This window comes from Thalassobius sp. MITS945101, assembly GCF_047123305.1.
In the GTDB taxonomy this organism is placed as follows: domain Bacteria; phylum Pseudomonadota; class Alphaproteobacteria; order Rhodobacterales; family Rhodobacteraceae; genus Thalassobius.
The window spans coordinates 3,909,504-3,932,402 of the sequence record NZ_CP138918.1; the positions used below are offsets into that span (position 1 = coordinate 3,909,504).

19 protein-coding genes are annotated in these 22,899 nt (G+C 61.1%); 3 read left to right on the plus strand and 16 right to left on the minus strand.

Going from position 1 to position 22,899, the window contains the following annotated elements; all coding sequences use genetic code 11:
- Positions 1-84: 84 nt before the first annotated feature.
- The 6 genes from murB to ftsW all read right to left on the minus strand — a co-directional run bounded on the left by murB (position 85) and on the right by ftsW (position 6,410).
- Positions 85-1,008 carry a UDP-N-acetylmuramate dehydrogenase gene (gene murB, locus SIC14_RS19170; protein ID WP_412563507.1) on the minus strand — a complete coding sequence of 308 codons (924 nt, stop codon included), beginning with the start codon at positions 1,006-1,008 and terminating at the stop codon, positions 85-87.
- 3 nt (positions 1,009-1,011) lie between these two features.
- Positions 1,012-1,257, minus strand: a complete 246-nt coding sequence (locus SIC14_RS19175; protein ID WP_412563508.1) for a DUF2484 family protein — start codon at positions 1,255-1,257, stop codon at positions 1,012-1,014.
- A 17-nt stretch (positions 1,258-1,274) separates the two neighbouring features.
- Positions 1,275-2,456 carry an APC family permease gene (locus tag SIC14_RS19180; protein ID WP_412563509.1) on the minus strand — a complete coding sequence of 394 codons (1,182 nt, stop codon included), beginning with the start codon at positions 2,454-2,456 and terminating at the stop codon, positions 1,275-1,277.
- Positions 2,457-2,600: 144 nt separating this feature from the next.
- Positions 2,601-3,998, minus strand: coding sequence for a UDP-N-acetylmuramate--L-alanine ligase (murC, locus tag SIC14_RS19185; protein ID WP_412563510.1), 1,398 nt, complete (start codon positions 3,996-3,998; stop codon positions 2,601-2,603).
- The gene (locus SIC14_RS19190; RefSeq protein WP_412563511.1) at positions 3,995-5,107 is read right to left on the minus strand and encodes a UDP-N-acetylglucosamine--N-acetylmuramyl-(pentapeptide) pyrophosphoryl-undecaprenol N-acetylglucosamine transferase; all 1,113 of its coding nucleotides are present in this window, start codon (positions 5,105-5,107) and stop codon (positions 3,995-3,997) included. Before SIC14_RS19190 ends, murC begins: the two co-directional genes overlap by 4 nt.
- A gap of 136 nt (positions 5,108-5,243) precedes the next feature.
- On the minus strand, positions 5,244-6,410 hold the full coding sequence (gene ftsW, locus SIC14_RS19195; RefSeq protein WP_412563512.1) for a putative lipid II flippase FtsW: 1,167 nt from the start codon (positions 6,408-6,410) through the stop codon (positions 5,244-5,246).
- 227 nt (positions 6,411-6,637) lie between these two features.
- Between ftsW and SIC14_RS19200 the strand changes: the two genes are divergently transcribed.
- Positions 6,638-7,831 (plus strand): NAD(P)/FAD-dependent oxidoreductase, encoded by a 1,194-nt coding sequence (locus tag SIC14_RS19200; RefSeq protein ID WP_412563513.1) that lies wholly within the window; start codon positions 6,638-6,640, stop codon positions 7,829-7,831.
- Between the two features lie 99 nt (positions 7,832-7,930).
- Here SIC14_RS19200 and murD read toward each other — a convergent pair whose 3' ends face one another.
- The 9 genes from murD to SIC14_RS19245 form a co-directional block, all read right to left on the minus strand.
- Entirely contained in the window at positions 7,931-9,331 is a 1,401-nt protein-coding gene (gene murD, locus SIC14_RS19205) for a UDP-N-acetylmuramoyl-L-alanine--D-glutamate ligase (protein ID WP_412563514.1), read from the minus strand.
- A 730-nt stretch (positions 9,332-10,061) separates the two neighbouring features.
- Positions 10,062-11,144 (minus strand): phospho-N-acetylmuramoyl-pentapeptide-transferase, encoded by a 1,083-nt coding sequence (gene mraY, locus SIC14_RS19210; protein WP_412563515.1) that lies wholly within the window; start codon positions 11,142-11,144, stop codon positions 10,062-10,064.
- 11 nt (positions 11,145-11,155) lie between these two features.
- Positions 11,156-12,589 carry a UDP-N-acetylmuramoyl-tripeptide--D-alanyl-D-alanine ligase gene (locus SIC14_RS19215; RefSeq protein ID WP_412563516.1) on the minus strand — a complete coding sequence of 478 codons (1,434 nt, stop codon included), beginning with the start codon at positions 12,587-12,589 and terminating at the stop codon, positions 11,156-11,158.
- The gene (locus SIC14_RS19220) at positions 12,586-14,070 is read right to left on the minus strand and encodes a UDP-N-acetylmuramoyl-L-alanyl-D-glutamate--2,6-diaminopimelate ligase (RefSeq protein WP_412563517.1); all 1,485 of its coding nucleotides are present in this window, start codon (positions 14,068-14,070) and stop codon (positions 12,586-12,588) included. Before SIC14_RS19220 ends, SIC14_RS19215 begins: the two co-directional genes overlap by 4 nt.
- Before the next feature lie 27 nt (positions 14,071-14,097).
- Positions 14,098-15,879, minus strand: coding sequence for a peptidoglycan D,D-transpeptidase FtsI family protein (locus tag SIC14_RS19225; protein ID WP_412563518.1), 1,782 nt, complete (start codon positions 15,877-15,879; stop codon positions 14,098-14,100).
- Positions 15,876-16,223: a cell division protein FtsL gene (locus SIC14_RS19230; protein ID WP_412563519.1), complete on the minus strand. Its 348-nt coding sequence runs from the start codon at positions 16,221-16,223 to the stop codon at positions 15,876-15,878. The genes SIC14_RS19225 and SIC14_RS19230 overlap by 4 nt, the downstream gene beginning before the upstream one ends.
- Positions 16,223-17,215, minus strand: coding sequence for a 16S rRNA (cytosine(1402)-N(4))-methyltransferase RsmH (rsmH, locus tag SIC14_RS19235; RefSeq protein ID WP_412563520.1), 993 nt, complete (start codon positions 17,213-17,215; stop codon positions 16,223-16,225). The genes SIC14_RS19230 and rsmH overlap by 1 nt, the downstream gene beginning before the upstream one ends.
- Before the next feature lie 3 nt (positions 17,216-17,218).
- On the minus strand, positions 17,219-17,722 hold the full coding sequence (gene mraZ, locus SIC14_RS19240; protein ID WP_412563521.1) for a division/cell wall cluster transcriptional repressor MraZ: 504 nt from the start codon (positions 17,720-17,722) through the stop codon (positions 17,219-17,221).
- A gap of 417 nt (positions 17,723-18,139) precedes the next feature.
- Positions 18,140-18,445, minus strand: coding sequence for a hypothetical protein (locus tag SIC14_RS19245; RefSeq protein ID WP_412563522.1), 306 nt, complete (start codon positions 18,443-18,445; stop codon positions 18,140-18,142).
- Positions 18,446-18,558: 113 nt separating this feature from the next.
- Between SIC14_RS19245 and SIC14_RS19250 the strand changes: the two genes are divergently transcribed.
- Positions 18,559-20,787, plus strand: a complete 2,229-nt coding sequence (locus SIC14_RS19250) for a DEAD/DEAH box helicase (protein WP_412563523.1) — start codon at positions 18,559-18,561, stop codon at positions 20,785-20,787.
- 258 nt (positions 20,788-21,045) lie between these two features.
- The gene (locus SIC14_RS19255) at positions 21,046-21,672 is read left to right on the plus strand and encodes a DUF4344 domain-containing metallopeptidase (RefSeq protein ID WP_412563524.1); all 627 of its coding nucleotides are present in this window, start codon (positions 21,046-21,048) and stop codon (positions 21,670-21,672) included.
- A 45-nt stretch (positions 21,673-21,717) separates the two neighbouring features.
- On the opposite strand, the gene SIC14_RS19260 is transcribed toward SIC14_RS19255, so the two are convergent.
- Positions 21,718-22,791: an Mrp/NBP35 family ATP-binding protein gene (locus tag SIC14_RS19260; RefSeq protein ID WP_412563525.1), complete on the minus strand. Its 1,074-nt coding sequence runs from the start codon at positions 22,789-22,791 to the stop codon at positions 21,718-21,720.
- Between the last annotated feature and the right edge of the window lie 108 nt (positions 22,792-22,899).

Genomic DNA, 22,899 nt, shown 5'->3' on the forward strand with positions numbered 1-22,899 from the left:
TGCCTCAATATCTCAGCCGGTATTCCAGCTGTTTTACTATTTCGAAAGGGCGTTTGCCCTACCTGCTGGCGCTTTTTCGCGCTCTTACTCAGCCGCCGGTTCGCCGACGCGCATGATTTCCCACTGTAGCGTGATCCCGCTGTTTTCGTAAACCTTTTTTCTGACCTCTTCGCCCAGCCCTTCCAGGTCTGCAGCGGTGGCATTTTCGGCGTTGATGAGGAAATTGGAGTGTTTCTCACTCATCTGCGCGCCCCCTTTGCGGGCGCCGCGCATGCCGGCGTCATCGATGACTTTCCAGGCCTTCAGGTCATGCACATCATCCGCCTTGCCGGTAGAGGAAAACCCCGCCGGATTGCGGAACGTGCTGCCAGCGCTGCGGTCTTTGGTCGGCTGAGTTTCGTCCCGTTTGGCCAGCTGCGCCTCCATTCGGGCCGCCAGTTCGTCTGGATCGCCGGAGGGGCCTTCAAATGTGGCCTCCACAATCACCCAGCCTTCGGGGAGTTCGGTCTGGCGGTACTGAAACTGCAAATCCTCTGAGGTCAACGTCACCAGAGCGCCCTCACGGGTCACCGCCTTGGCGCTGACAAACACATCTGCCACATAGGTCCCGTAGCAGCCCGCGTTCATCCGCACGGCCCCGCCGATGGACCCGGGGATGGTGCGCAGAAAGGTCAGATCGACCCCGGCCTGCGCCGCTTTGCGTGCTACATGGGCGTCCAGCGCAGCAACACCGGCGGTGACACGGTTGCCTGCAACCTCAATGTAGTTAAAGCCGCGGCCCATACGGATCACCACCGCCCTGAGCCCGCCGTCGCGCACGATCAGATTGCTGCCAACCCCCATCGGGAACACCGGCACATCGGACGCAAGTGCCTTAAGGAAGTCCTGCAGGTCGGGGACATCCGCAGGCTGATAAAACACATCCGCAGGCCCGCCCACACGCAGCCAGGTCAGGTCATTCAACGGCTTGTCATGGCTCAGACGGCCGCGCACTTCGGGCAATTGCATTTCTTATCTCACCAGTTTGCGCATCCAGCGGAAAAGGTAGATCACCGGCCAGCGCAGCATCGACATCGCTCCGGCCAGAACCAACAGGCCCAGCCAAGGCCCGTGTTCATAGACCACATAACCCAGAATGGGAATTCCGATTGTGATCAGCCCCCAGGCCTGCGGCCAATGCCGCCGTTTCGAAGGCATCATGGCCAGCACATTGGCGAGGATGAACCAACCACAGGTCAGCAAGATCGAAAGGGTCATTCAAAGTGCTCCGTCTCTCACTGCCCAAAGCTCAACGCCAAAGCGGCCAGGGCCGCCAACAGACCCAGCGCCGGCACTGCCATCGGCACCCGGAATGGGGCTTCGGGACTGCGGGATTTCATTAGGATCAACGATAGATTCACCTTCACAAACACACAAAGCAACAGGGTGGCCGTCACTTCAGCCAGAGCCGAGACCGGCAGAGCCAGCGCCGCCAGGACCACAGCCGCGCCAATCAACAGGGTGGCCGTCAGCGGCGTTCCAAATCTTGGCGAGGCGTGGTGAAAAAGCGACAGAACAGCGGTGCGCCGCCCCACCCCAAACAGCACCCGTGCAGCCATTACAATCTGCGCCAAAACGCCGTTCAGCGCCGCCGCTACGGCGATCAGCGACAGGAAAGCAATAGAGCCCCCCATCCCCGCCTGCCAGACCAGCGCCAGCGGTTGCTCACTTGCCCCCAGTTGCGCCAGCGGCACGGCCCGCACCGCTGCATAGGCCACCAGACCGTAAATCACAGACGTCACCACCAGCGACATCAGGATGGCCCGTGGCAAGGTACGTTCGGGTTGTTTGACCTCCTCGGCCATGTTCACAATGTCTTCAAAACCGATGAAGGCAAAAAAGGCCAGAACGGCCCCTGCCCCGATACCGGCCCAGACGGGCGGCGCATTTGCCACCATGTCAAGCGACGGGGGGGCGGCAAATCCCGCCCAGACCACCAGCGCCAGCCCGATCAACTCAACCACAGTGAACACCGCCGCCAGCGCAAGGCTCTCCAACACGCCGAGGATTGCCACAGCAACCAGAATGCCCCCCATGACCACCACTGTCACCTCAAAGGGCAGCGGCACAACGCTGGTTAAATAGCCCGCGCCGCCCCGCAACACCGCCGCAGCTGAAACAGAGCCGGCGCAGACAATAGCCAGCCCCACCAACACGCCCAGACCGTTCAGACCCAGACCTTTAGCAACATAGACTGCCTCACCGCCCGCCTCGGGCAGGCGGGTGGAAAACTCTGCATAGGACAAGGCCGTGGGCGCGGCGACCAATCCGGCCCCCAGAAAGGCCAAAGGCGCCCAGATCCCGGCCTCTGCCGCAACCGCGCCCACCAGCACATAGATGCCCGCGCCGATCATCACCCCCACGCCATAGGCAGTGAGCAATCCCAGACCGATCCGTCTTTTTAAAGCGTCAGCCACCTCGGGGCCTCCCGCTGCAATTTCACTGTTCGTTAAATACTCAAAAGCGACTCATCTGCGGGGCAGATGCTCAGAACCATTTTCGCGCGACAGAGCAGCGAAAACAGACCGCTCTGTCAATTGTTTACTTAGCCAGCGCTGCAATCAGCCCTGCAACCGCTTGGGCAGCCCGTTGGCCCAGGCCGAAATGGTCCCTGCCCCAAGGCAGACCACCATGTCGCCCGGCTGGGTCTGTTCGCGAACCAGCCGTTCCAGATCCGCCTCGGATTGGACGGTGCGAGCGTGGCGATGGCCGTGGCGGATCAGACCGGCCACCAGATCTTCGTGACCGGCACCCTCAATGGGGTCTTCCCCGGCGGCAAAGACCTCGGCGATGCCGACCACATCGGCCTCATTGAAACAGGCACAGAACTCTTCGAAGTGATGGCTCAGGCGGGTGTAGCGGTGCGGCTGGTGCACGGCGATAACACGCCCCTCGGTCGCCTGACGGGCGGCTTTCAGCACAGCGGCGATTTCGGTCGGGTGATGGCCATAGTCATCGATGATGGTAACGCCATTCACCTCTCCCACACGGGTAAAACGACGGTTCACGCCTTTGAAACCGGCCAGAGCCTCGCGGATCTCATCTCCCTTCATGCCCAGATGGCGCGCCACGGCAATGGCGGACAGGGCGTTGGAGACGTTGTGATCCCCCGGCATCGGCAGGGTGCAGCCTTCAACAACCATGTCCTCGGCCTGCAAAGCCACATCAAAAATCGCAGCGCCTTTTTCATAGTGCAGATTGATCGCCCGCACGTCAGCCTGCGCGTTGAACCCGTAGGTCACCACACGGCGGTCGGTGATTTTGCCCACCAGTGCCTGAACGTCCGGATCATCGGTGCAGCAGATCGCCAGACCGTAAAAGGGAATGCCCGAGACAAATTCGTAGAACCCCTGATGCAGCGCCTCTTCGGTGCCCCAGTGTTCCATATGTTCGGGATCGATATTGGTCACGATGGCAATGGTTGCGGGCAAACGGTTGAAGGTGCCGTCGCTTTCATCCGCCTCAACCACCATCCAGTCCGAGGTGCCGACACGTGCGTTTGACCCATAGGCGTGAATTATCCCGCCATTGATCACGGTCGGATCCACCCCGCCCGCATCCAGCAGCGTGGCCACCATTGTGGTGGTTGTGGTCTTGCCGTGGGTACCTGCGACAGCAACGTTTGATTTCAGCCGCATCAGCTCGGCCAGCATTTCGGCACGGCGCACCACCGGCAGGCCCAATCGGCGGGCTTCGTCCAGTTCCGGGTTGCCCGGTTTGATCGCGGAGGAGATTACGATGACCTCAGCGCCCGCTAGGTTCTGCGCAGCCTGACCCACAAAGACCTTGGCCCCCATGCCTTCCAGCCGCTCGGTGATTTTCGAAGCTTTCAGGTCACTGCCCTGCACGGTGTAGCCGTGGTTCAGCAGAACCTCAGCGATGCCCGACATGCCAATGCCGCCAATGCCGACAAAATGGATCGGCCCCACATCAACGGGGAGTTTGGTTGCTGCACTCATGCCTTGCCTTTCCGTGCTTTGCCAGCCGCTGCCAGCGCCTCGACCATCTCGCTCAATTCCTGCGCCGCTTCGGGTTTGCCCTGCGACAGCGCCGCCTGCGCCATCAGCGACGCGCCCTGCGCCTCGCCCAGAACCAGCGCTATCTGCGCACAAAGCGAGGCAACTTCAAGCCGGTTTTCCGGCACCAGAATAGCCGCACCCGCATCCACCAGCCCACGCGCATTGGCGGTCTGGTGGTCGCCAGTCGCCGCCGCAAAGGGGATCAGGATCGAGGGGCGCCCGATCACGCTGATATCGGCCACCGAAGACGCGCCTGAACGCGAAATGACCAGCTGTGCCTCACTCATCCGGCGCGGCACATCGGTAAAGAAGGTCTGCACATCGGCGGCAATGCCGTGTTCGGCATAAAAGGTGCTGACACGCTCCAGATCCTCTTCGCGTGCCTGATGGGCCACACGCACGTTGCGCAGGATTTCAATCGGCAGCTCAGCAATCGCGGCGGGCACTACATCCGACAGGATGCGCGCGCCCTGGCTGCCGCCGATCACCAGCAATTCCATCGGATAATCCCCGGGGGCAATATAGCCTGCGCCGGCGCGTTCCAGCACTGCGCCGCGCACAGGGTTGCCAACATGGTGACCCTCCACCCCTTCGGGCAGGGCCGTGGGCCAGGTGCCACAGGCCACCGCATCCACACGTTTGGCAAACAGCTGGTTCACCCGCCCCAAAATGCCATTTTGTTCATGGATCATGCGCGGCTTGCGCAGCAAGGTCGCCGCCGCCAGCGCCGGGATCGAGGGGTATCCACCGAAGCCGACAACCACATCCGGCCTGTCGCGCAGCATCTTCACACTCATGCCCAACACGCCGCCCAAAATGCGGAACGGCACCAGCGCCTTGGCCAGCAGACCGCCACGGGCAAAGGTGGCCGAGGACACCTGTTCGATCTCCACCATATGCGGGAAGCCGCCGGTGTAGCGCGCACCGCGGGCGTCGGTGGACAGTTTCACCCGCCAACCCCTGCGCAACATCACCTCTGCCAGAGCCTGCGCCGGGAACATATGTCCGCCGGTTCCCCCTGCTGCAATCACCAAAAGCGGCGCCGCCATTGTCTGCCTCCTGCCCGGTTTTCGTGAAAGACCGGATATTACCTTCGTTTGAATTTGGGGCGTCCTGATCCGCTCAGAACGCCCCGGATGTGTCCTTTAAAAGAAAATGCGCCCGCTTGGAAAGCCGCACAGCCCCTTAACGTCTATGGCCTCGCAGAATATCGCCGATCTGGCCCTGCGGCCGGCTGCGGGTGAAGGCCAGAAGCATCCCAACCGCAATCCCGCCTGCAATCAACGAAGAGCCGCCATAGCTGACAAAGGGCAAGGTCATGCCCTTGGAGGGCAACAGCCGCACCGCCACCCCCATGTTGATCAGCGCCTGCACCGAGAACATCGCCGCCAGGCCAGTGCCCGCCAGCCGGATGAACGGGTCGCGTTCTTTGATCAACCGGTAGAAGGACCGCATGACGATCAGCGCATAGAGTGCGATCACCACCAAAACCAGCACCAGTCCGTATTCCTCGGCCGCAACGGCAATGATGAAATCAGTATGGGCATCGGGCAGCGACCATTTCACCTCGCCCTCGCCCACGCCAACCCCAAAGAAGCCCCCTTCGCGGATGGCGTTGGTGGCATAACCGATCTGGGTGGTTGGATCGATGTCGGGGTTGAGGAACCCGTCAATCCGGCGGGCAAAATGTTCCGAGTTGTTATAGGCAAAGGTGCCACCCAGAATGACCAGCCCCGCCATGCCCACCAAAAGCATCATCGGCGCACCCGCCACAAAATACATCACACCCCAGCCGAACAAGATCAGCGAAGCCTGGCCAAAGTCCGGCTGCAACGCCAGCACCACCACAATGAAACCGGTCAGCAGGAACGACCACAGCCGCCCCGGCGGGCCGTTGATTTCCTGACTGGCGGCCAGCAACCAGGCGGCCACCACAATGAAGCCCGGCTTCAGGAACTCCGACGGCTGCAGAGAGGCAAAGCCCAGCGAATACCAGCGCACCGCCCCTTTGCCGAAATCCGTGCCGAAAAACGGCAGCCCAAGAACGGCAATCAAAGCACAGCAAAACCCGATCACTGCCAGGCGGCGCACCAGCTGCGGGCTCATCATCGAGGTCAGGAACATCGCCAACAGCGCCGTGCCACCAAAAATCGCCTGCCGCTCAACATAGTGAAAAGGCTGAAACCCGTTCTTTTCCGCCAAAGGCGGTGAGGCCGCAAACCCCAACAGCAAGCCGATCCCAAACAGGATCAGGATGCAGGACACCGTCAGCTTATCCAGCGTACGCCACCATTTCGGGAGAACCGGCTCCACATCCCGCACAGGGACAGAACCATGCACCATTGCTGTCATGGGAAACTACTCTTACTGCCTCGATCACTGCCCCTTTGCGGGGTCTGTCCCTACCTTACCGCGAAAGCCGCAATCAGGCTAGCGATAATCCCGCTCGAACTGATCCCCGCAAGACCCCGCTTAAGGTCACGGGCTGCGCGCCTTTCATCTTGCCCAAAATACTCAAATTCCCAGCCCTCCGCACCAGATCCCTTGCAATTTCACCGCCACTCAGGCACCCCGCGCCCATGCAGAAACCCAGCCACTATAAAACCGTGATCCTTGGTGCCGGTGCCGCCGGCATGATGTGCGCCATCCACGCAGGCCCCGACACGCTGGTGCTGGACCACGCCAAAGCCCCAGGTGAGAAGATCCGCATCTCGGGCGGCGGGCGCTGCAACTTCACTAACATGTATGCCGGCCCGGAGAATTTTCTGGGCGGCAACCCGCATTTCCATAAGTCCGCGCTGGCCCGCTACACCCAATGGGATTTCATCGACATGGTGGCCCGCCACGGCATCGCCTACCATGAGAAAACTCTCGGCCAGCTGTTCTGCGATGACAGTGCCAAACAGATCATTGCAATGCTGCTGGATGAAATGGCCCGCGCGGGGGCGACGCTGTGGCTGAAAACCTCGATCAACGAAGTCAGCAAGACCGAGAGCGGCTTCGCTCTGCGGATCGAGAGCGAGGGCAAACGCAAGACCGTGACCTGCGACACGCTGGTGCTGGCCACTGGTGGCAAGTCGATCCCCAAGATGGGGGCGACGGGGCTGGCCTATGATCTGGCCCGCCAGTTCAACATGGCGGTCACAGACACCCGCGCCGGTCTGGTGCCGCTGACATTTAGCGACAAACGGTTTGCCGCGATCTCAGGCGTGTCGCTGCCGGTAAGGGCCACTGCAGGCGGCAAAAGCTTTGACGAAGCTCTGCTGTTCACCCACCGCGGCCTTTCCGGCCCGTCGATCCTGCAGATCTCATCTTATTGGCAAGAGGGCGAAGAGATTGCGATCAACCTATTCCCCGCTTCAGACCCGTTCATCCTGTTGCGCGATCAGCGCCAAAAGGCCGGGCGCAGGCAGTTAAGCAGTGAACTGTCCACCCTGCTGCCCGGCCGTCTGGTGGACTTTCTGACAGACGAGTTGGGTCTGAAACAGCGGTTGGCGGATCAATCCGATGCTGCCCTCCAGATTCTGGTGGACCGTTTGACCCACTGGCGCCTGTTGCCGTCCGGTTCCGAAGGCTACCGCACCGCTGAGGTCACTCTGGGCGGCGTGGACACCGACGGGCTGTCCTCCAAAACGATGGAGAGCAAGACCGTTCCCGGCCTTTATGTGATCGGCGAAGCGGCGGATGTGACCGGCTGGTTGGGCGGCTTCAATTTCCAATGGGCCTGGTCGTCGGGCCATGCGGCGGGCACAGCGCTCAGGGCGCGCATTTAAGTCCCGAGCCGCAAACGGCCAAAGGAAAGGGGCTTTGCCCCTCTCCGGTCAAAATGGGATTTTGACCGTTCACTCCCCAGGATATTTTCCCAAGCAGAACTAGCCAAGGTGTTTAGAGACCTCGGCAATGAAATCCTCGCCCCGTTTTTCAAAGCTGTCGTATTGATCAAAACTGGCCGCCGCTGGTGCCAGCAAGACGGTATCGCCGTCCTCCGCCTCAGCGCTGGCCTGCGCTACGGCCGCGGCCATTGTGGTGCAGACCGCCACGTCGCAGCCTTCCAGCTGCAGGGCAAACTGCGCCGCCTCGCGACCAATGACATAGGCTTTGGAAACATGGGACAGCGCCGGTTCCAGCGCCGCAAGCCCGCCTTCTTTTTCCAGCCCGCCGCAGATCCAGCGGATGTTGTCGAACGCCTGCAGCGCCTTCAGTGCCGCATCTACATTGGTGGCTTTGGAATCGTTCACGAAGGACACGCCGTCCTTCTCACCCACACGCTGGCTGCGATGGGGCAGGCCGGCAAAGGTGTGGAAGGCATCTTCGATCATGCGCGGCGCCAGCCCCAAGGCGCGGCAGGCGGCATAGGCGGCGCAGGCGTTTTGATGGTTATGCGCGCCGGGCAGCCCCGGCACCTTGCGCAGGTCGATGGATCCCGCCTGACGGCCCTTGCGATATTCGCTGAGGAACCCTTTGCGGGCAAAGACGTTCCAGCCTGGCCCTGAAAGCTTGCCCGCCGCGGAAATTCGGATCACCCGATCATCCGCTGCCCCATGGGTCAGCTGGTTGACCATATAGCGGCCTTCTGCTTCGTCCACGCCAATGATGGCGCGGTCCGGCCCACCTTCGGCAAAGAGGCGACGTTTGGCGGCGAAATACCCGCCCATGCCCGCGTGCCGGTCCAGATGATCCGGGCTGAGGTTGGTAAAGACGGCAATATCCGGTGTCAGGGCACGTGCCAGATCCGTCTGATAGCTGGAAAGCTCCAGCAACACCACGCCACCATCCTCAGGCGGGTCGATGTCCAGCACACCGCGGCCAATGTTGCCTGCCAGCTGGACTGGCTTACCTGCTTCGGTCAGCACATGGTGGATCAGCGCCGAAGTGGTGGATTTTCCGTTGGACCCGGTCACTGCCACAACACGCGGCGGCTGGTCGTACATGTCCCAGGCCCCCGATCCGAAAGAGCGGAAGAACAACCCGATGTCATTGTCGACCGGCACACCGGCCTCCCAGGCGGCGGCGATCACCTTGTTCGGGGTGGGGTAAAGATGCGGAATACCGGGGCTGACCACCAGCCAGGCGATCCCCTCAAAAGCGCCGGAACGGCCAAGATCGCGGATCTCAAAGCCTTCGCCCTCAGCCCGCTCGCGTGCGGCGGCATTGTCATCCCAGCAGACCGGCGTGGCGCCCCCGGCCTCCAACGCGCGCGCTGCCGAAAGGCCTGAGCGACCCAGCCCCAGAATGGCAACCGACTTGCCCTCAAAACCCGATACCGGAATCATACGCGCCCCCATAAATTTGCTTAATTCAGCGCTACCGAATTATGCGCAGTTTTGCCAGTGGGGGAATGTGAGGGGATAGGATAGATGGGTGATGGAGGAGAGGAATGGGTTCCAAAGACCTGCGAGCGCACCTGTTGCAAGTCATACTCGGAACTCTCGTTTCCTTGGTCAACTAGTGGATTGATACGCGTGCCCAAAGCAGACAAAACTCAGATGCGAAACTATTGGTCTCTTGAACCAAGAAATTGCCAGAGGTTGCGCAATGCCAAATCAAACTCTGAAGTGGTGTTCGGTTTTCCTATTGTGGGCTTGCGTCTTGCTACTAAGCGCCTCGCCAGCGATCGCCATCGGCTTTGGCTTTCTTTCAGCAATTTGCTTGAGCATTGGGACGTACAGATATCAAGGGGAACAAGTGAGATTGAGTAAACCATATGTCAAACAATCAAAGGTGATCAGCTTGGCCCTTCGGGAACCCCAGCAAGTTGGGCCGCTCAACGCATCTCTAATCTGGCTCTTTCATCCTGGTTTCTTTGCTTCTTGTTGCTGCGCATTGGCTTTGCACCTTTCATCACATTCCTAATCCGCAGACAAAAAGCCGAGCAACGGCAGCAAGATCCGCTTTCATTGATCATCAATTACTCCTCTTCGTGTCCGCTAACCCTTGTGTAGCGGGCATGAAAAAAGCGCGCCCTTTTTGGACACGCTTCTTAATTCTCCACTCAAATAGCGCCTACCGCACTTTCAGCGTGGCCAGTCCGATCATGGCGAGGATCAGGGCGATGATCCAGAAGCGGATCACGATCTGCGGTTCGGCCCAACCCTTTTTCTCATAGTGATGGTGGATTGGCGCCATCAGGAACACCCGCTTGCCGGTGCGTTTGAAATAGAGGACTTGGATGATCACGCTCAGCGCCTCGACCACAAACAGGCCGCCGATTACGGCCCAGACAATCTCGTGCTTGGTGGCCACGGCGATCGCTCCCAATGCGCCCCCCAGAGCCAGTGAACCGGTGTCGCCCATGAACACAGCCGCAGGCGGGGCGTTGTACCACAGGAAGCCCAGACCGCCGCCGATGAGGCCGGCCACAAAAATCAGGATCTCCCCGGTGCCCGGCACGTAATGCACGTCCAGATAAGAGGTGAAATCGACGCGGCCCACCGCATAGGCAATCACCCCCAGCGCACCGGCCGCAATCATCACCGGCATGATCGCCAGACCATCCAGTCCATCGGTCAGGTTCACCGCATTGGCGGAGCCCACGATGACGATCATCGAAAACGGCACAAAGAAGTAGCCCAGGTAGAGCAGTGTGTCTTTGAACACCGGCAGCGCCAGTTGGTTTTGCAGCCCTTCAGGGTGGTAACACGCCGCCCAATAGCCGGCGATACCCGCGATCAGGAAGCCAAGCAGCAAACGCACCTTGCCCGGCACGCCTGCGGTGTTCTGCTTGGACACTTTGGCGAAATCATCGGCAAAGCCAATGGCGGCAAAACTCATGGTCACAAAGAGCACCAGCCAGACAAAGGGATTGTCGAGCCGCGCCCAAAGCACGGTTGAGGTCAGCAATGCGCCCACGATCAGCAACCCGCCCATTGTGGGGGTCCCAGCTTTGACAAAATGCCCTTCCGGACCGTCATCGCGGATCGGCTGGCCTTTGCCCTGCTTGCGGCGCAGCACGTTGATCAGCGGCTTGCCAAAGAGGAAGCCAAAGATCAGCGCCGTCATAAAGGCACCGCCCGCGCGGAAGGTGATGTAGCGAAACAAGTTGAAGAAGTCGCCACCGTCCGACAGTCCGGTCAACCAATATAGCATTCTCTGGCCCTTTATTCAGAATGGGGCGCGGCATGGCCCAGTTTTCGGATCGCGTCAACAACCTTGGAGACTTTTGCTCCTTTAGATCCCTTCACAAGCACAACGTCACCTGCGTCGATCAACCTATGGGCGCGATCGGCCATGGTTTCGGCCTCTTCCACCCAATCGCCGCGAATATTGTCCGACAGTTTTGCCCACAGCCGGTTCATCCGTGGCCCGACGCAGTGAATCAGATCGATCTCGGCCAGAAACGGCAGCTCCGCCACGGCTTCGTGCAGCTGCATTTCCTCTGGCCCCAGTTCCAGCATGTCGCCAAGGACGGCAATCCGGCGGCCCTTTTCGATGCGGCCCAGCCCGTCTTGCGGTTTGGCGGCCGCCAGCACTTCCAAGGCGGCAGTCATCGAGGTGGGGTTGGCGTTGAACGCGTCGTCAATCAGCTCGACCACTTGTTCGCTGAGCACCGGATCCAGCTGGATCCGTTCACGCATTCCGCGCCCCGCAGGGGGCAGCCAGCGCGCCAGATCTGCCGCCGCCAGTGCCACGTCGAGCCCCAGCGCCTCCACCACGGCCAGCACGCCCATGCCGTTGACGGCGAAGTGGCGGCCTGCGGCCATGATTTTGTAGAGCACCGGCAGATCGCCCGCCTGCCCTTCGGCCACGGTGACCGTGTCGATCAGGGAGAGTTTGGTGATTTGATAGGCGTTGCGCTCCGCCTCACCAAACAGCAAGGTTTTGCCGGCTTTCTCGGCCGCCTTGGCCTCAAGAATGGCGGCTGTGCCAAGGTCGCCGTTGCTGACGGCCGTGCCGTTTGGCTCCAAACCCTCAAAGATTGCCGCCTTTTCATGGGCGATGCCGTCGATGTTTTCGAACGCCTCTAGATGGGCGGCGGCTACCGTTGTCACCATCGCTACATGCGGCCGCGCCATGCGGGCCAGCGGGGCAATTTCACCGGGGTTGCTCATGCCGATTTCGATCACGGCAAATTCGGTGTCGGCGGGCATGCGCGCCAAAGTCAGCGGCACGCCCCAGTGGTTGTTATAGCTGGCCTCAGCCACATGGGTTTTGCCCTGCGCCGACAGGACATCGCGCAGCATTTCCTTGGTCGAAGTTTTCCCGACTGAGCCGGTCACCGCCACAACCTGCGCCGCCGTACGGGCACGGGCCGCAATGCCAAGTGCCTCAAGCCCCGGCAGAACATCCTCAACGATCAACAGGGGCGCATCCTCAGCCACGCCCTCCGGACGGTGGCTGACCAATGCGGCCCCGGCGCCTTTTGCCAAGGCCTGCGCCACAAAGTCATGGCCGTCCCGCGCCGCCTTCAGAGCCACAAACAGATCGCCGGGCTGGATCGTGCGGGTGTCGATGGAAACGCCCGTGACAGCCCAGTCGCCAATTGCCTGGCCGCCGGTTGCGGCGGCGGCCTCTTCCGCGGTCCAAAGCGTCATGCCAGACCTCCGTCCAATGCGCTGACCGCCAGGCTGGCTTGTTCAACGTCGTCAAAAGGATAGATCACGTCACCCACGGTCTGGCCGGTTTCATGCCCCTTGCCCGCGATGAGCAGCGCATCCCCCGGACCCAAGGCATCAATGCCGCGCAGGATCGCTTCGGCGCGGTCGCCGACCTCAATTGCGTCAGGACAGCCCAGCAGCACCTCTTGCCGGATCACTGCCGGATCTTCGCTGCGCGGATTGTCGTCACTGATGATGACGAGATCCGCGTTTTCTGCTGCGGCCTTGCCCATCAGCGGACGTTTGGTGCGATCGCGGTCGCCGCCTGCGCCCACAATCACCACCAGACGCCCCATCACATGGGGACGCAACGCCTTCAGCGCGGTCTCCACCGCATCCGGCGTATGGGCGTAATCCACAAACACCGCCGCGCCGTTTTCACGGGTTGCCGCCAATTGCATACGGCCGCGCACGGTGCCGAGATTGGGCAGCGTTTCAAACACCGCATCCGGCTTGGCCCCACAGGCAATCACCAGACCGGCTGCCAGCAGCACGTTTTCCGCCTGAAACCCGCCGATAAGCGGCAGCCGCATGTGATGCACCTTGCCGAGATAGGCAAACCGCACCTCTTGCGAGGTGGCATCAAACCGCAGGCCCTGCAGCTGCAATTCCGCATTGGGCGACCGGCCGACACGGATCAGCCTCTGCCCCCGCTCCTCGGCCAGCGCTGCCACATCCTGGCCACGCGGATCGTCGATGTTCACGACCACCGTGCCCTCTTCGGGCAGCACCCGGGTGAACAGACCTGCCTTGGCATTGAAGTATTCCTCAAACGTCTCGTGATAATCGAGGTGATCCTGGGTGAAGTTGGTGAAGCCTGCCGCTTTCAGATGAACGCCATCCAGACGCCGCTGCGCCAACCCGTGGGAGGAGGCCTCCATCGCGGCATGGGAAATGCCCTCCGCTGCGGCCTCGGCCAGGGTGCGATGCAGGGTGATCGGTTCCGGCGTGGTGTGGCTCAAAGGTGCGGTCCAGGCCCCTTCAACACCGGTAGTGCCAAGGTTCACCGCCTCTTCGCCAAGCTCCATCCAGATCTGGCGGGCAAAGGTAGAAACAGAGGTTTTGCCATTGGTGCCGGTGACCGCAATCATCGTGGCGGGCTGTGCGCCGAACCATAGGGCCGCCGTATAGGCCAGCGTCTGACGCGGGTCTTCGGCAACCACCACCGCCACATCGGCAGCTTCCAGCGCATCGGCAGCCAAAGCGGCCCCTTCGGCATCGGTCAAAACGGCCGCAGCGCCAAGTTCCAGCGCCATCGGGATGAAGCGTGCCCCATGCACCTGTGTGCCGGGTAAAGCGGCAAACAACGCCCCCTGCCCCACGGCACGGCTGTCCACACAAACATCTGTAATTGCTGGGTTCCGCCCGCCCGAGGCCGTCAGCCCCAAATCGCTCAGCGTTTTCGCCTGCTCTGCCATCGTGTGCCTTTCCGGCGTTTGCCCCGGTTAATTCGATGTCAGGGTTATATCAGCCCCCAAGCTGGGTTCAATCTCGGGCCGCATCCCCAACAGCGGGGCAACGCGGCGGATCATTTCGGCGGCCACCGGGACGGCGGTCCAGCCCGCGGTGCGGCGCGGCTCGTCGCCGGAGGTTTCCACCGGTTCATCCAGTGTCACCACCAAAACGTACTTTGGGTCATGAGCCGGGAACAGCGTCGCGAAAGTTGCGATCACCTTGTCCTCATAATAGCCGCCGCGGGGTTTGGGCTTGTCGGCGGTGCCGGTTTTGCCGCCCACCGCATAGCCCGGTACTTCGCCAAAAGAGGCGGTGCCTTCCGTGACAACCTTGCGCAGCATAGTCCGGCTGGCCGCAGCCACCGAGGCCGACATGACCCGTTCGCCGTATTGTGGCCCGTCCTGTTTCAACAGGGTCGGCTGCACCACATAGCCCCCATTGGCGATCGCCGCATAGGCCGAGGCCAGATGCATCGGCGTGGCAGAAATCCCGTGCCCATAAGAGATCGTCATGGTCGACAATTCTGACCAGTTCTTCGGCAACAACGGTTTGCCACCCGACGCTTCGGTCAGTTCAACTGGTGTGGCCTCCAGCAGGCCGAGGCGGCGCAGGAAGTCCTGCTGCCGTTCTGTACCGATCATCTGCGCCACACGGGCGGTGCCGATGTTGGAGGATTTCACGATGATCTTGGTCAGGGTCAGCTCATTGCCGTAATTGCGGAAATCACGGATCTTGTGTTTGCCCCAACGCAGCGGCCCACGAGTGTCAAACACCGTTTGCGGGTTCGCCAGCCCCAATTCCATCGCCTGCGCGGCGGCAAAAATCTTGTAGGTCGAGCCAAGTTCATAGACGCCCTGAACCACCCGGTTGAACAGCGGGCTGCCGCTTGCGTCCCCTTCTGTCAGCACCTGCGGGCGGTCATTGGGATCAAAATCCGGCAGTGACACCATCGAGATGATTTCACCAGTGTGCACATCCAAAAGGACCGAGGCGGCCCCCTTGGCGTTCATCAGTTTCATGCCGCCATAAAGCACCCGCTCTGCCGCCGCCTGCACCGGCAGGTCCAGCGACAGCTGCAACGCTTTGCCTTCGTTTGCCGGGTCACGCAGCTTGGCGTCAAACAACCGTTCAATGCCCGCGACGCCAATCACCTCAGCCGCATGTACACCTTCGCGGCCAAAGCTAGCCCCGCCCATCACATGAGCTGCCAGCTTGCCATTGGGATAAAGCCGCATTTCGCGCGGACCAAACAACAGGCCCGGCTCACCGATGTCATGCACCGCCTGTTTCTGCTCGGGCGAGAGTTTCTTGCGGATCCACAGGAATTTACGTTTGCCGGTGAAATCTTCCAGCAGGTCTTTCTTGTCCAGCTCAGGGAAAATCCGCGCCAGTTCAGTTGCGGCGTGTTCCGGCTCGATCATCTGCGGCGGCACCGCGTAAAGCGAGAATGTTTCCAGATTGGTCGCCAGAATGCGGCCTTCCCGGTCCACAATGTCGGCCCGCTGCGCCACAATGGAGGCGCCAGCGGCATTGGCGCGCGGCTCGGACGGCTCAGAGGCTGCAAGGGTCGCCATACGTCCGCCCACAGCAACAAAGGCTGCACAGAAAAACAGACCGAGGATAAACAAACGCCCCTCAGCGCGTTGACGCGACTGGTCGCGCATTTCCTCATGGCGCAAGCGAATGTTTTCGCGCTCGATCACATCGGGGTTTTCCCCCAGCCGGCGGGCCTCAAGGATGCGGGCAAGCGGACGGAGCGGCGTGCGGATCATCTGAGCGCCTCGAAGTTCGACACTTCAATGGCGCCGGTGATCACCAGCGTGCTGTCTTCCATCGGGTAGGTCACCTGATCGGCGTTGCCAAACTGTTCAGGCGACAGCGGCAATAGCCCCAAACGTTCAAAGTTGATATCCGCCAGCTCGCGCAGACGATCCGGGCGGTTCAGATAGGCCCATTCCGCCCGCAGCACCGCCAAACGTGCTCGGGCTTCTCCGATAGAACGTTGAATTTCTTCGCTTTCATCCAATGACGCCTGGGTGCGATAGTTTTCACGGTAGGCCCAGAAAGCCGTGGCCATAACCGCCAGTGCGGTGAGGATGACAAAAAACGAACGCATTACTTTTGACCCTTTAACATCGGCATACCCAAACCCTTCCGGTCACAGGGACCGGCCGGTACATCCGTGCGGATCCCAACCCGCAGTTTGGCCGAACGCGACCGTGGGTTTTCCGCCAGTTCCTGATCATCGGGGCCGATGGCCTTTTTCGACTTCACGGTGAACTGTGCGGGATCTTCTTCTTGCATCGGCGCATAACGGTTGGTGGTCTTGGCACTGCCCGAGCGTTGCTGGAAAAAGCGTTTGACCATCCGGTCCTCAACCGAGTGGAAGGTCACCACGGCCAGCTGCCCACCGGGCTTCAGCGCCCGTTCGGCGGCTTCCAGCCCTTTGATCAGCTCACCGTATTCATCATTCACCGCAATCCGCAGCGCCTGAAACGAACGTGTTGCCGGATGACTTTGCCCCGGCTTCTTACGTGGCAGGCAGGCTTCGATGATTTCGGCCAGACGCAATGTTGAGGTGATCGATGCATCCGCTCGTTCGCGCAGGATTGCCTTGGCGATGCGGCGACTGGCGCGTTCCTCGCCGTAAAGAAACAGGATATCAGCCAGCTCCACCTCAGTGGCCTCATTGACGATATCCGCCGCCGAGCGCCCGTCCTGCGACATCCGCATGTCCAGCGGCCCGTCTTTCATAAAGGAAAAGCCACGTTCAGCCAGATCCAGCTGCATCGAGCTGACCCCGAGGTCCAGCACCACACCGTCTAGATCGCTGGCATATTCATCCAGCCGAGAGAAAACCCCCTGCACCAGCTCAATCCGGTCGCCATACTCACCCACCCAAGGCGCAGCCATTTCAAAGGCCAGCGGATCCCGGTCGACGCCATAGACTTTGCCAGCCCCGGCCTTCAGCAGCTCGCGGGTGTAGCCGCCTGCCCCGAAGGTGCCGTCAAGCCAAACGCCCGAAACGGGTGAAACCGCCGCAATCAGCGGGCGGATCAAAACCGGAATGTGAGGAGCATCATCAGAGGGGTGGACCTGATCGGTCATGGTTTATTCCCCTCCAGCATCATCCAACAGGGTCAAAGGATCGAAATCGTCAGGCATGTCTTCCAGGAAGGCCTCGATCTCGGCGTTTTCTACATCATCATAGGTGGCGGCGTTCCAGATCTCAAAATGGTCACCCATCGCCACCATCACCGCCTCGCCGTCCAGTTCGATCTGAGCGCGACGCTCTTTCGGCAGAACAATCCGACCGTCACGGTCAATCTCGGTTTCCCAGGATTTGCCCAGGATCATCCGGCTGGCCATCTGACGTTTTTTGGAGCCGCGCGGCATCGCTTTGATGTCGGCTTCGATCTCGGCCATCGCTTCGATCGTATAGGCCTGAAGCTTGTTCTTCAGGTGTGGACCATAAAGGACCACCATACGCGGACTTGGATTATCGGGATGCGCCGGATCGCCGGATTCGAGCACACGGCGAAAATCAGCAGGGATCGACATCCGACCCTTGCCGTCAACCTTCTGGTTGAACTCGCCTCTGAAACTCAGACCCACTGTCCTGGCCCGTCCTCTCATTTGCCTTGCGGCGTTGTGCCTGCCAGCCACCCCAGGGCCAGAAAGCGAAACGGCGAATTGAGCTGCTGCCACTGCCCAATTCGCCGCCCTCGTCCCGCTTTGCGGGCTTGTCCAGCTGCGCGCGCCACCTGGGGGGATGTCTGCTCGCCCGCGCGCCGGATCTCAATTTCGATGAAGCGGGTGCCTGTATGAAACCTGACTCGGATCTTATTGTTTAGCGGGGTCTGTTGCCCCTTGATCCCGTCCTCATCGTGGAAACATGGATTGCATGGGAAAGCATGGGACGCAACAGGAAATTTCGGGATTTCTGTGATCGCTTGACTCTCAGAGAGAATCGCCTCACGCGAAATTCACGGAAAATCTACCCTATATAGACAGAACTTCGGCGTAGGAGCGCTATATATAGACAAAACGGGCTGCCCAAATTTTGTCCCATTTTTTCCCAGATTTTTTCACCCACACCGTTGGGAACGGCGAAACCTGCGCAAGGTTTAGCGGGACAAACGGGAAAATTCCATAAAAATTGGCATTTTGCAGTGCAAAGGTGATTCGCTTTCCGATGACGCCCGTTCCAATCTCAGCCCAAACCCCGGCAGATTCCATGATTTCCCAAATGCCCCAGGTTTTCCCGGATCGTTCCCATATCCGCCCATTTGCACCCTGGCCTCGCACAGGTGAAAGCCAGCAAAGCCTGCGACGCATAGCGGCTTTTCCCAGAAATCCCTTTCCCTTTGTGCTAAAAACCGATAGCTGCCGGACCTTCACACGCGCATGCCCGCGCCACTCTGCCCGAAAGCGGGCCAAAGGATGACTTCATGACCCTGCCCTCCGAACTTCACCCGGCGCTCGCCGGCGCGCTCACCGCACGCGGCTATGACACGCTGACACAGGTCCAGCAGGAGATGATGGATCCGGAACGCGCAGCCAAGGACATGTTGGTGTCGGCACAGACCGGTTCGGGCAAAACCGTTGGCTTTGGTCTGGCACTGGCCCCGACCCTGCTGGACGAAGGTGACAGCCTGCCGCCGGCCAGTGCGCCGCTGGCCCTGATCATTGCCCCCACCCGCGAGCTGGCGCTGCAGGTGCGCCGCGAGTTTGAATGGCTCTATAGAGAGTGTAATGCGCGACTGGGGTCCTGCGTGGGCGGCATGGACATGCGGACCGAACGGCGCAACCTGGAACGCGGCACCCATATTGTGGTTGGCACCCCCGGCCGTCTGCGCGACCATATTGAACGCGGCAGCATCGACCTGACCCAGATCCGCGCCGTGGTTCTGGATGAAGCCGATGAGATGCTGGACATGGGCTTTGCCGAGGATCTGGAACTGATCCTCTCTTCCGCCCCCGAAGACCGCCGCACCCTGATGTTCTCGGCCACCGTGCCCAAAGGCATCGAACGGCTGGCGCAGAACTTTCTGGCCTCCGATGCCGAGCGGGTGCGCACCATTTCGAACACACCGCAGCACGCCGACATTACGTATAAGGGCTTCTCGGTGATGCCGCATCAGGTGGATGCGGCGGTGATCAACACCCTGCGCCTGCATGAGGCGGAAAACGCCATTGTGTTCTGCAACACCCGTGTGATGGTCGCCCGCCTGACCGCCCGCCTGTCGAACCGTGGGTTCCAGGTGGTGGCGCTCTCGGGCGAGCTGACCCAACAGGAACGCACCAACGCGCTGCAAGCCATGCGCGACGGCCGCGCCCGTGTCTGTGTGGCCACCGATGTGGCGGCGCGTGGTATCGACCTGCCGAAACTGGATCTGGTGGTCCATGCCGAATTGCCCAGCAACTCCGAAACCCTGCTGCACCGTTCGGGACGGACGGGCCGTGCGGGCCGTAAAGGTGTGTCGGTGCTGATCGCCACGCCGAAGGTTCGCAAGAAGGCAGAGCGTCTGCTCGGCTGGGCGAAACTGAGCGCCGAATGGGGCGATGCCCCTTCGGCAGAGGCCGTGCGTGCTGCCGATCAGGAACGCATGCTGCAGGATCCCGTTTGGGAGGTTGCCGAGGAAGACCGCCACGAGGCGGTGGCGCAACTGACCGAGAAATTCAGCGCCGCACAGCTGGCGCAGGCCTATCTGGCGCTGCATGAGGCCCGCCACTCGGCACCGGAAGAACTGGCCCCGGTCAGTGACCGCAAGGAACGCAAGCCCCGTGTAGAGCTGGGTCCGTCGGGCTGGGTCAGCCTGTCGGTGGGTCGCAAGGAACGCGCCGAAGCGCGTTGGCTGCTGCCGATGCTGCTGCGCTCGGCCGATCTGACCAAAGACGAAATTGGCGCCATCCGCGTGGCCCGCGATCTGACCTATGTGGAACTGGGCGAAAAGGCACGCGCCCGTTTCCTCAACCAGATCGGCGATGGCGGCGAGATGGAAAAAGGCGTGCGGGTGGCGGCCGTGGACGAACTGCCCGATCTGCCCAAGCCCGAGCCGCGCAAACGGTTTGACGATGATCGCAAGCCCCATCGCAAGGGCCCGCGCCGTGATGACGACCGCGGCGAGCGTCGCGAGCGCAAACCGCGTGAGGACCGTGGTGAACGGGGGGGCGACGACGATTGGGGCAAGCGCAAGAACCCCAAGCAGATGGCCAAGGATTGGGACAACAATCGCGACAATGAGAAGCCTCGCGGGGACAAACCGCGTGGGGATAAACCCAAATTCGATAAGCCCAAGCGTGATCCCGAGGTCCACGACCACGCCAAGAAACCCTTCCGTAAGGACGACGGCGACAGCAAGGATCGCAAACCACGCCATAAAAAGGGCGGCTATGAGGGCAAGCCCGAAGCCAAAGGCGGCAAGCCTGCGGGGAAACCTGCTGGCAAGGCAGGTTTCAAGGGCAAACCCAAGGGTGAATTCCGCGATGGCCCCAAAGGGGACTTCAAAGGCAAACCGGGCGGCAAGCCCAGTGGCAAGCCCGGTGGCAAGTTTGGCAAACCGGGGGGCAAACCAGCTGGCAAGTCTGGCGGCAAACCGGGTGGCAAAAGCTTTGACAAGCCCAAACCCTCTGGCCCGCGTCGCGGCCCCGACGCCATGCCGCGCCGCAAGAAGTAACGCGCCCACAGAACGCAAAAAGGCCCGTCATCGTGACGGGCCTTTTTTGTTCCCAAACCACCGCAAAGACGCCCTCAAGGGCCAATGCCTGTGACCACATTGCGCATACGTCATCCATGTGCAATTTTAGCCAGGCTAAATTTATGGTGAATGACTTTGAAAAATCTATTTCCTACCCTGACCGCCTGTGCGGCGCTGTGCCTGTCGGCCGCGCCTTCCAACGCACAATCCCCCCTATCGCAACAAACCCAAGACGGGATGCTACACGTTTTAGCTCATGAAATCGGCCATGCTGTGCTGCGTGAATTTGATCTGCCCATCCTCGGCCCCGAGGAGGCCATCGCAGACGATTTTGCCACGCTTTATGTTTACCGCCACTTCCCCGAACGGGCCGAAGACATCATTTCAGCGCGGGCCAGGCAGAATATGGCAGATGGGCATACGGCGGAGGCCTTCTCAGAATACACCAATGACACACAGCGCGCGGGGCGCTCTGTCTGCCTGCTCTATGGGCAGGATCCTGACACATTCTCAGGGCTTGCTCAGGATTTGGGGCTGGACGGCGATGCCGCCGCAAGCTGCCGCGACTTCTCAACCGAGGTTGCCCGCAGTTGGCGCCGCGTGCTGGCGGAGTTTGAAATGCCAGACACCGCACGGATCACCGAAGTTGGATTTTCGGTGGAGGAAGCCCCGTTCCCCCTTGCGCTGGCACAAAGCGGGTTCCGAGAGGACGCGCATCAATTGCTTGCAGGGATCGACTGGCACTCCAAGGTGCGTCTGGTCCTCAAACAATGTGATGGCAGCAGCTGGTATGCCCGCAACGGGCGCCGCATCACAATCTGCAGCGACTATATCCGACGGTTTGAAACACAGCTCAGCAAGTGACCAGCAAACCACAAAGGGCGGCGCAGCGCCGCCCTTGATCCCACCTCAGGCCATGCCACCCTTTACCAGCCCTTCGGCCAGCTTGGCATAGGCCGCAGCCACAGGGCCGTCGCCCAGGGCCACTGGTGCGCCGCCATCGCCGCCCAGACGGGTGTCCAGGTCAATCGGCAACTGCGCCAGCAGCGGCACACCCATGTCATTGGCTTCATTCGCCACGCCGCCGTGGCCAAAGATATGCGCCTCATGGCCACATTCTGGACAGTGGAACACCGACATGTTTTCGACCAGCCCCAGGATCGGGGTTTTCAGCGTGTTGAACATGTCGATTGCCTTGCGCGCGTCGATCAGCGCCACGTCCTGCGGGGTGGACACGATGATGGCACCGTTCAGCACGGTTTTCTGGCACAGGGTTAGTTGCACATCCCCAGTGCCCGGCGGCAGGTCGACGATCAGCACGTCCAATTCGCCCCAGTTCACCTGCCCCAGCATCTGCTGCAAGGCCCCCATCAGCATCGGACCGCGCCAGACCACGGCCTTGTCAGGGTCCAGCATCAGGCCAATGGACATCAGGGTGACACCATGCGCGTGCAGCGGCTCGATGGTTTTGCCATCGGGACTGGCGGGGCGTTTGCTGATCCCCATCATCCGCGGCTGCGACGGGCCGTAGATATCGGCGTCCAGCAGACCCACTTTGCGGCCCTGTTTGGCCAGCGCCACGGCGAGGTTGGAGGACACGGTGGATTTCCCCACCCCGCCTTTGCCGGACCCCACCACCAGAATGCGGTCAACGCCGGCGGGCTTCATCGGGCCCGCCTGTGGTTTGGGGTGGCCCCCAACCTTAAGGCTGGGGGCAGGTTGCGCGGGCGCGGCGGGGCCATGCGCCGTCAAAGCCACCGAAGCCTTGGCGACCCCCGGCAGCGCTGCCACACAGCGTTCAGCAGCAGCCCGCAGCGGTTCCATCATCTTGGCCTCATTCGGGCTGGCGGCCTCGATCACAAAGCGCACAGTGTCCCCGTCGATCTGCATCGCCCGCAACAGGTCGCGACTGACCAGCGTGCCACCGTCGGGCAGTTCGATCTGCGACAGGGCGGTTTCGATATCGGCTGTAGTGACGGCCATCGGAGTCTCCATCTTGATTCGACCTCGAAAGGTGGCGGATTCTCAGCCACAGACAAGCCCAAAGCGACAGACGGGCCGACATGCGACAGGATGACTACCCAAAAACCC

Excerpts from the sequence above, each read along its gene's own strand:
- murB (WP_412563507.1), bottom strand. The coding sequence starts at position 1,008 with ATGCAATTGCCCGAAGTGCGCGGCCGTCTGAGCCATGACAAGCCGTTG.
- SIC14_RS19175 (WP_412563508.1), bottom strand. The coding sequence starts at position 1,257 with ATGACCCTTTCGATCTTGCTGACCTGTGGTTGGTTCATCCTCGCCAAT.
- murC (WP_412563510.1), bottom strand. The coding sequence starts at position 3,998 with ATGAGTGCAGCAACCAAACTCCCCGTTGATGTGGGGCCGATCCATTTT.
- SIC14_RS19190 (WP_412563511.1), bottom strand. The coding sequence starts at position 5,107 with ATGGCGGCGCCGCTTTTGGTGATTGCAGCAGGGGGAACCGGCGGACAT.
- ftsW (WP_412563512.1), bottom strand. The coding sequence starts at position 6,410 with ATGACAGCAATGGTGCATGGTTCTGTCCCTGTGCGGGATGTGGAGCCG.
- SIC14_RS19200 (WP_412563513.1), top strand. The coding sequence starts at position 6,638 with ATGCAGAAACCCAGCCACTATAAAACCGTGATCCTTGGTGCCGGTGCC.
- murD (WP_412563514.1), bottom strand. The coding sequence starts at position 9,331 with ATGATTCCGGTATCGGGTTTTGAGGGCAAGTCGGTTGCCATTCTGGGG.
- mraY (WP_412563515.1), bottom strand. The coding sequence starts at position 11,144 with ATGCTATATTGGTTGACCGGACTGTCGGACGGTGGCGACTTCTTCAAC.
- SIC14_RS19215 (WP_412563516.1), bottom strand. The coding sequence starts at position 12,589 with ATGACGCTTTGGACCGCGGAAGAGGCCGCCGCCGCAACCGGCGGCCAG.
- SIC14_RS19220 (WP_412563517.1), bottom strand. The coding sequence starts at position 14,070 with ATGGCAGAGCAGGCGAAAACGCTGAGCGATTTGGGGCTGACGGCCTCG.
- SIC14_RS19225 (WP_412563518.1), bottom strand. The coding sequence starts at position 15,879 with ATGATCCGCACGCCGCTCCGTCCGCTTGCCCGCATCCTTGAGGCCCGC.
- SIC14_RS19230 (WP_412563519.1), bottom strand. The coding sequence starts at position 16,223 with ATGCGTTCGTTTTTTGTCATCCTCACCGCACTGGCGGTTATGGCCACG.
- rsmH (WP_412563520.1), bottom strand. The coding sequence starts at position 17,215 with ATGACCGATCAGGTCCACCCCTCTGATGATGCTCCTCACATTCCGGTT.
- SIC14_RS19245 (WP_412563522.1), bottom strand. The coding sequence starts at position 18,445 with ATGCGTCGCAGGCTTTGCTGGCTTTCACCTGTGCGAGGCCAGGGTGCA.
- SIC14_RS19250 (WP_412563523.1), top strand. The coding sequence starts at position 18,559 with ATGACCCTGCCCTCCGAACTTCACCCGGCGCTCGCCGGCGCGCTCACC.
- SIC14_RS19255 (WP_412563524.1), top strand. The coding sequence starts at position 21,046 with ATGCTACACGTTTTAGCTCATGAAATCGGCCATGCTGTGCTGCGTGAA.
- SIC14_RS19260 (WP_412563525.1), bottom strand. The coding sequence starts at position 22,791 with ATGGCCGTCACTACAGCCGATATCGAAACCGCCCTGTCGCAGATCGAA.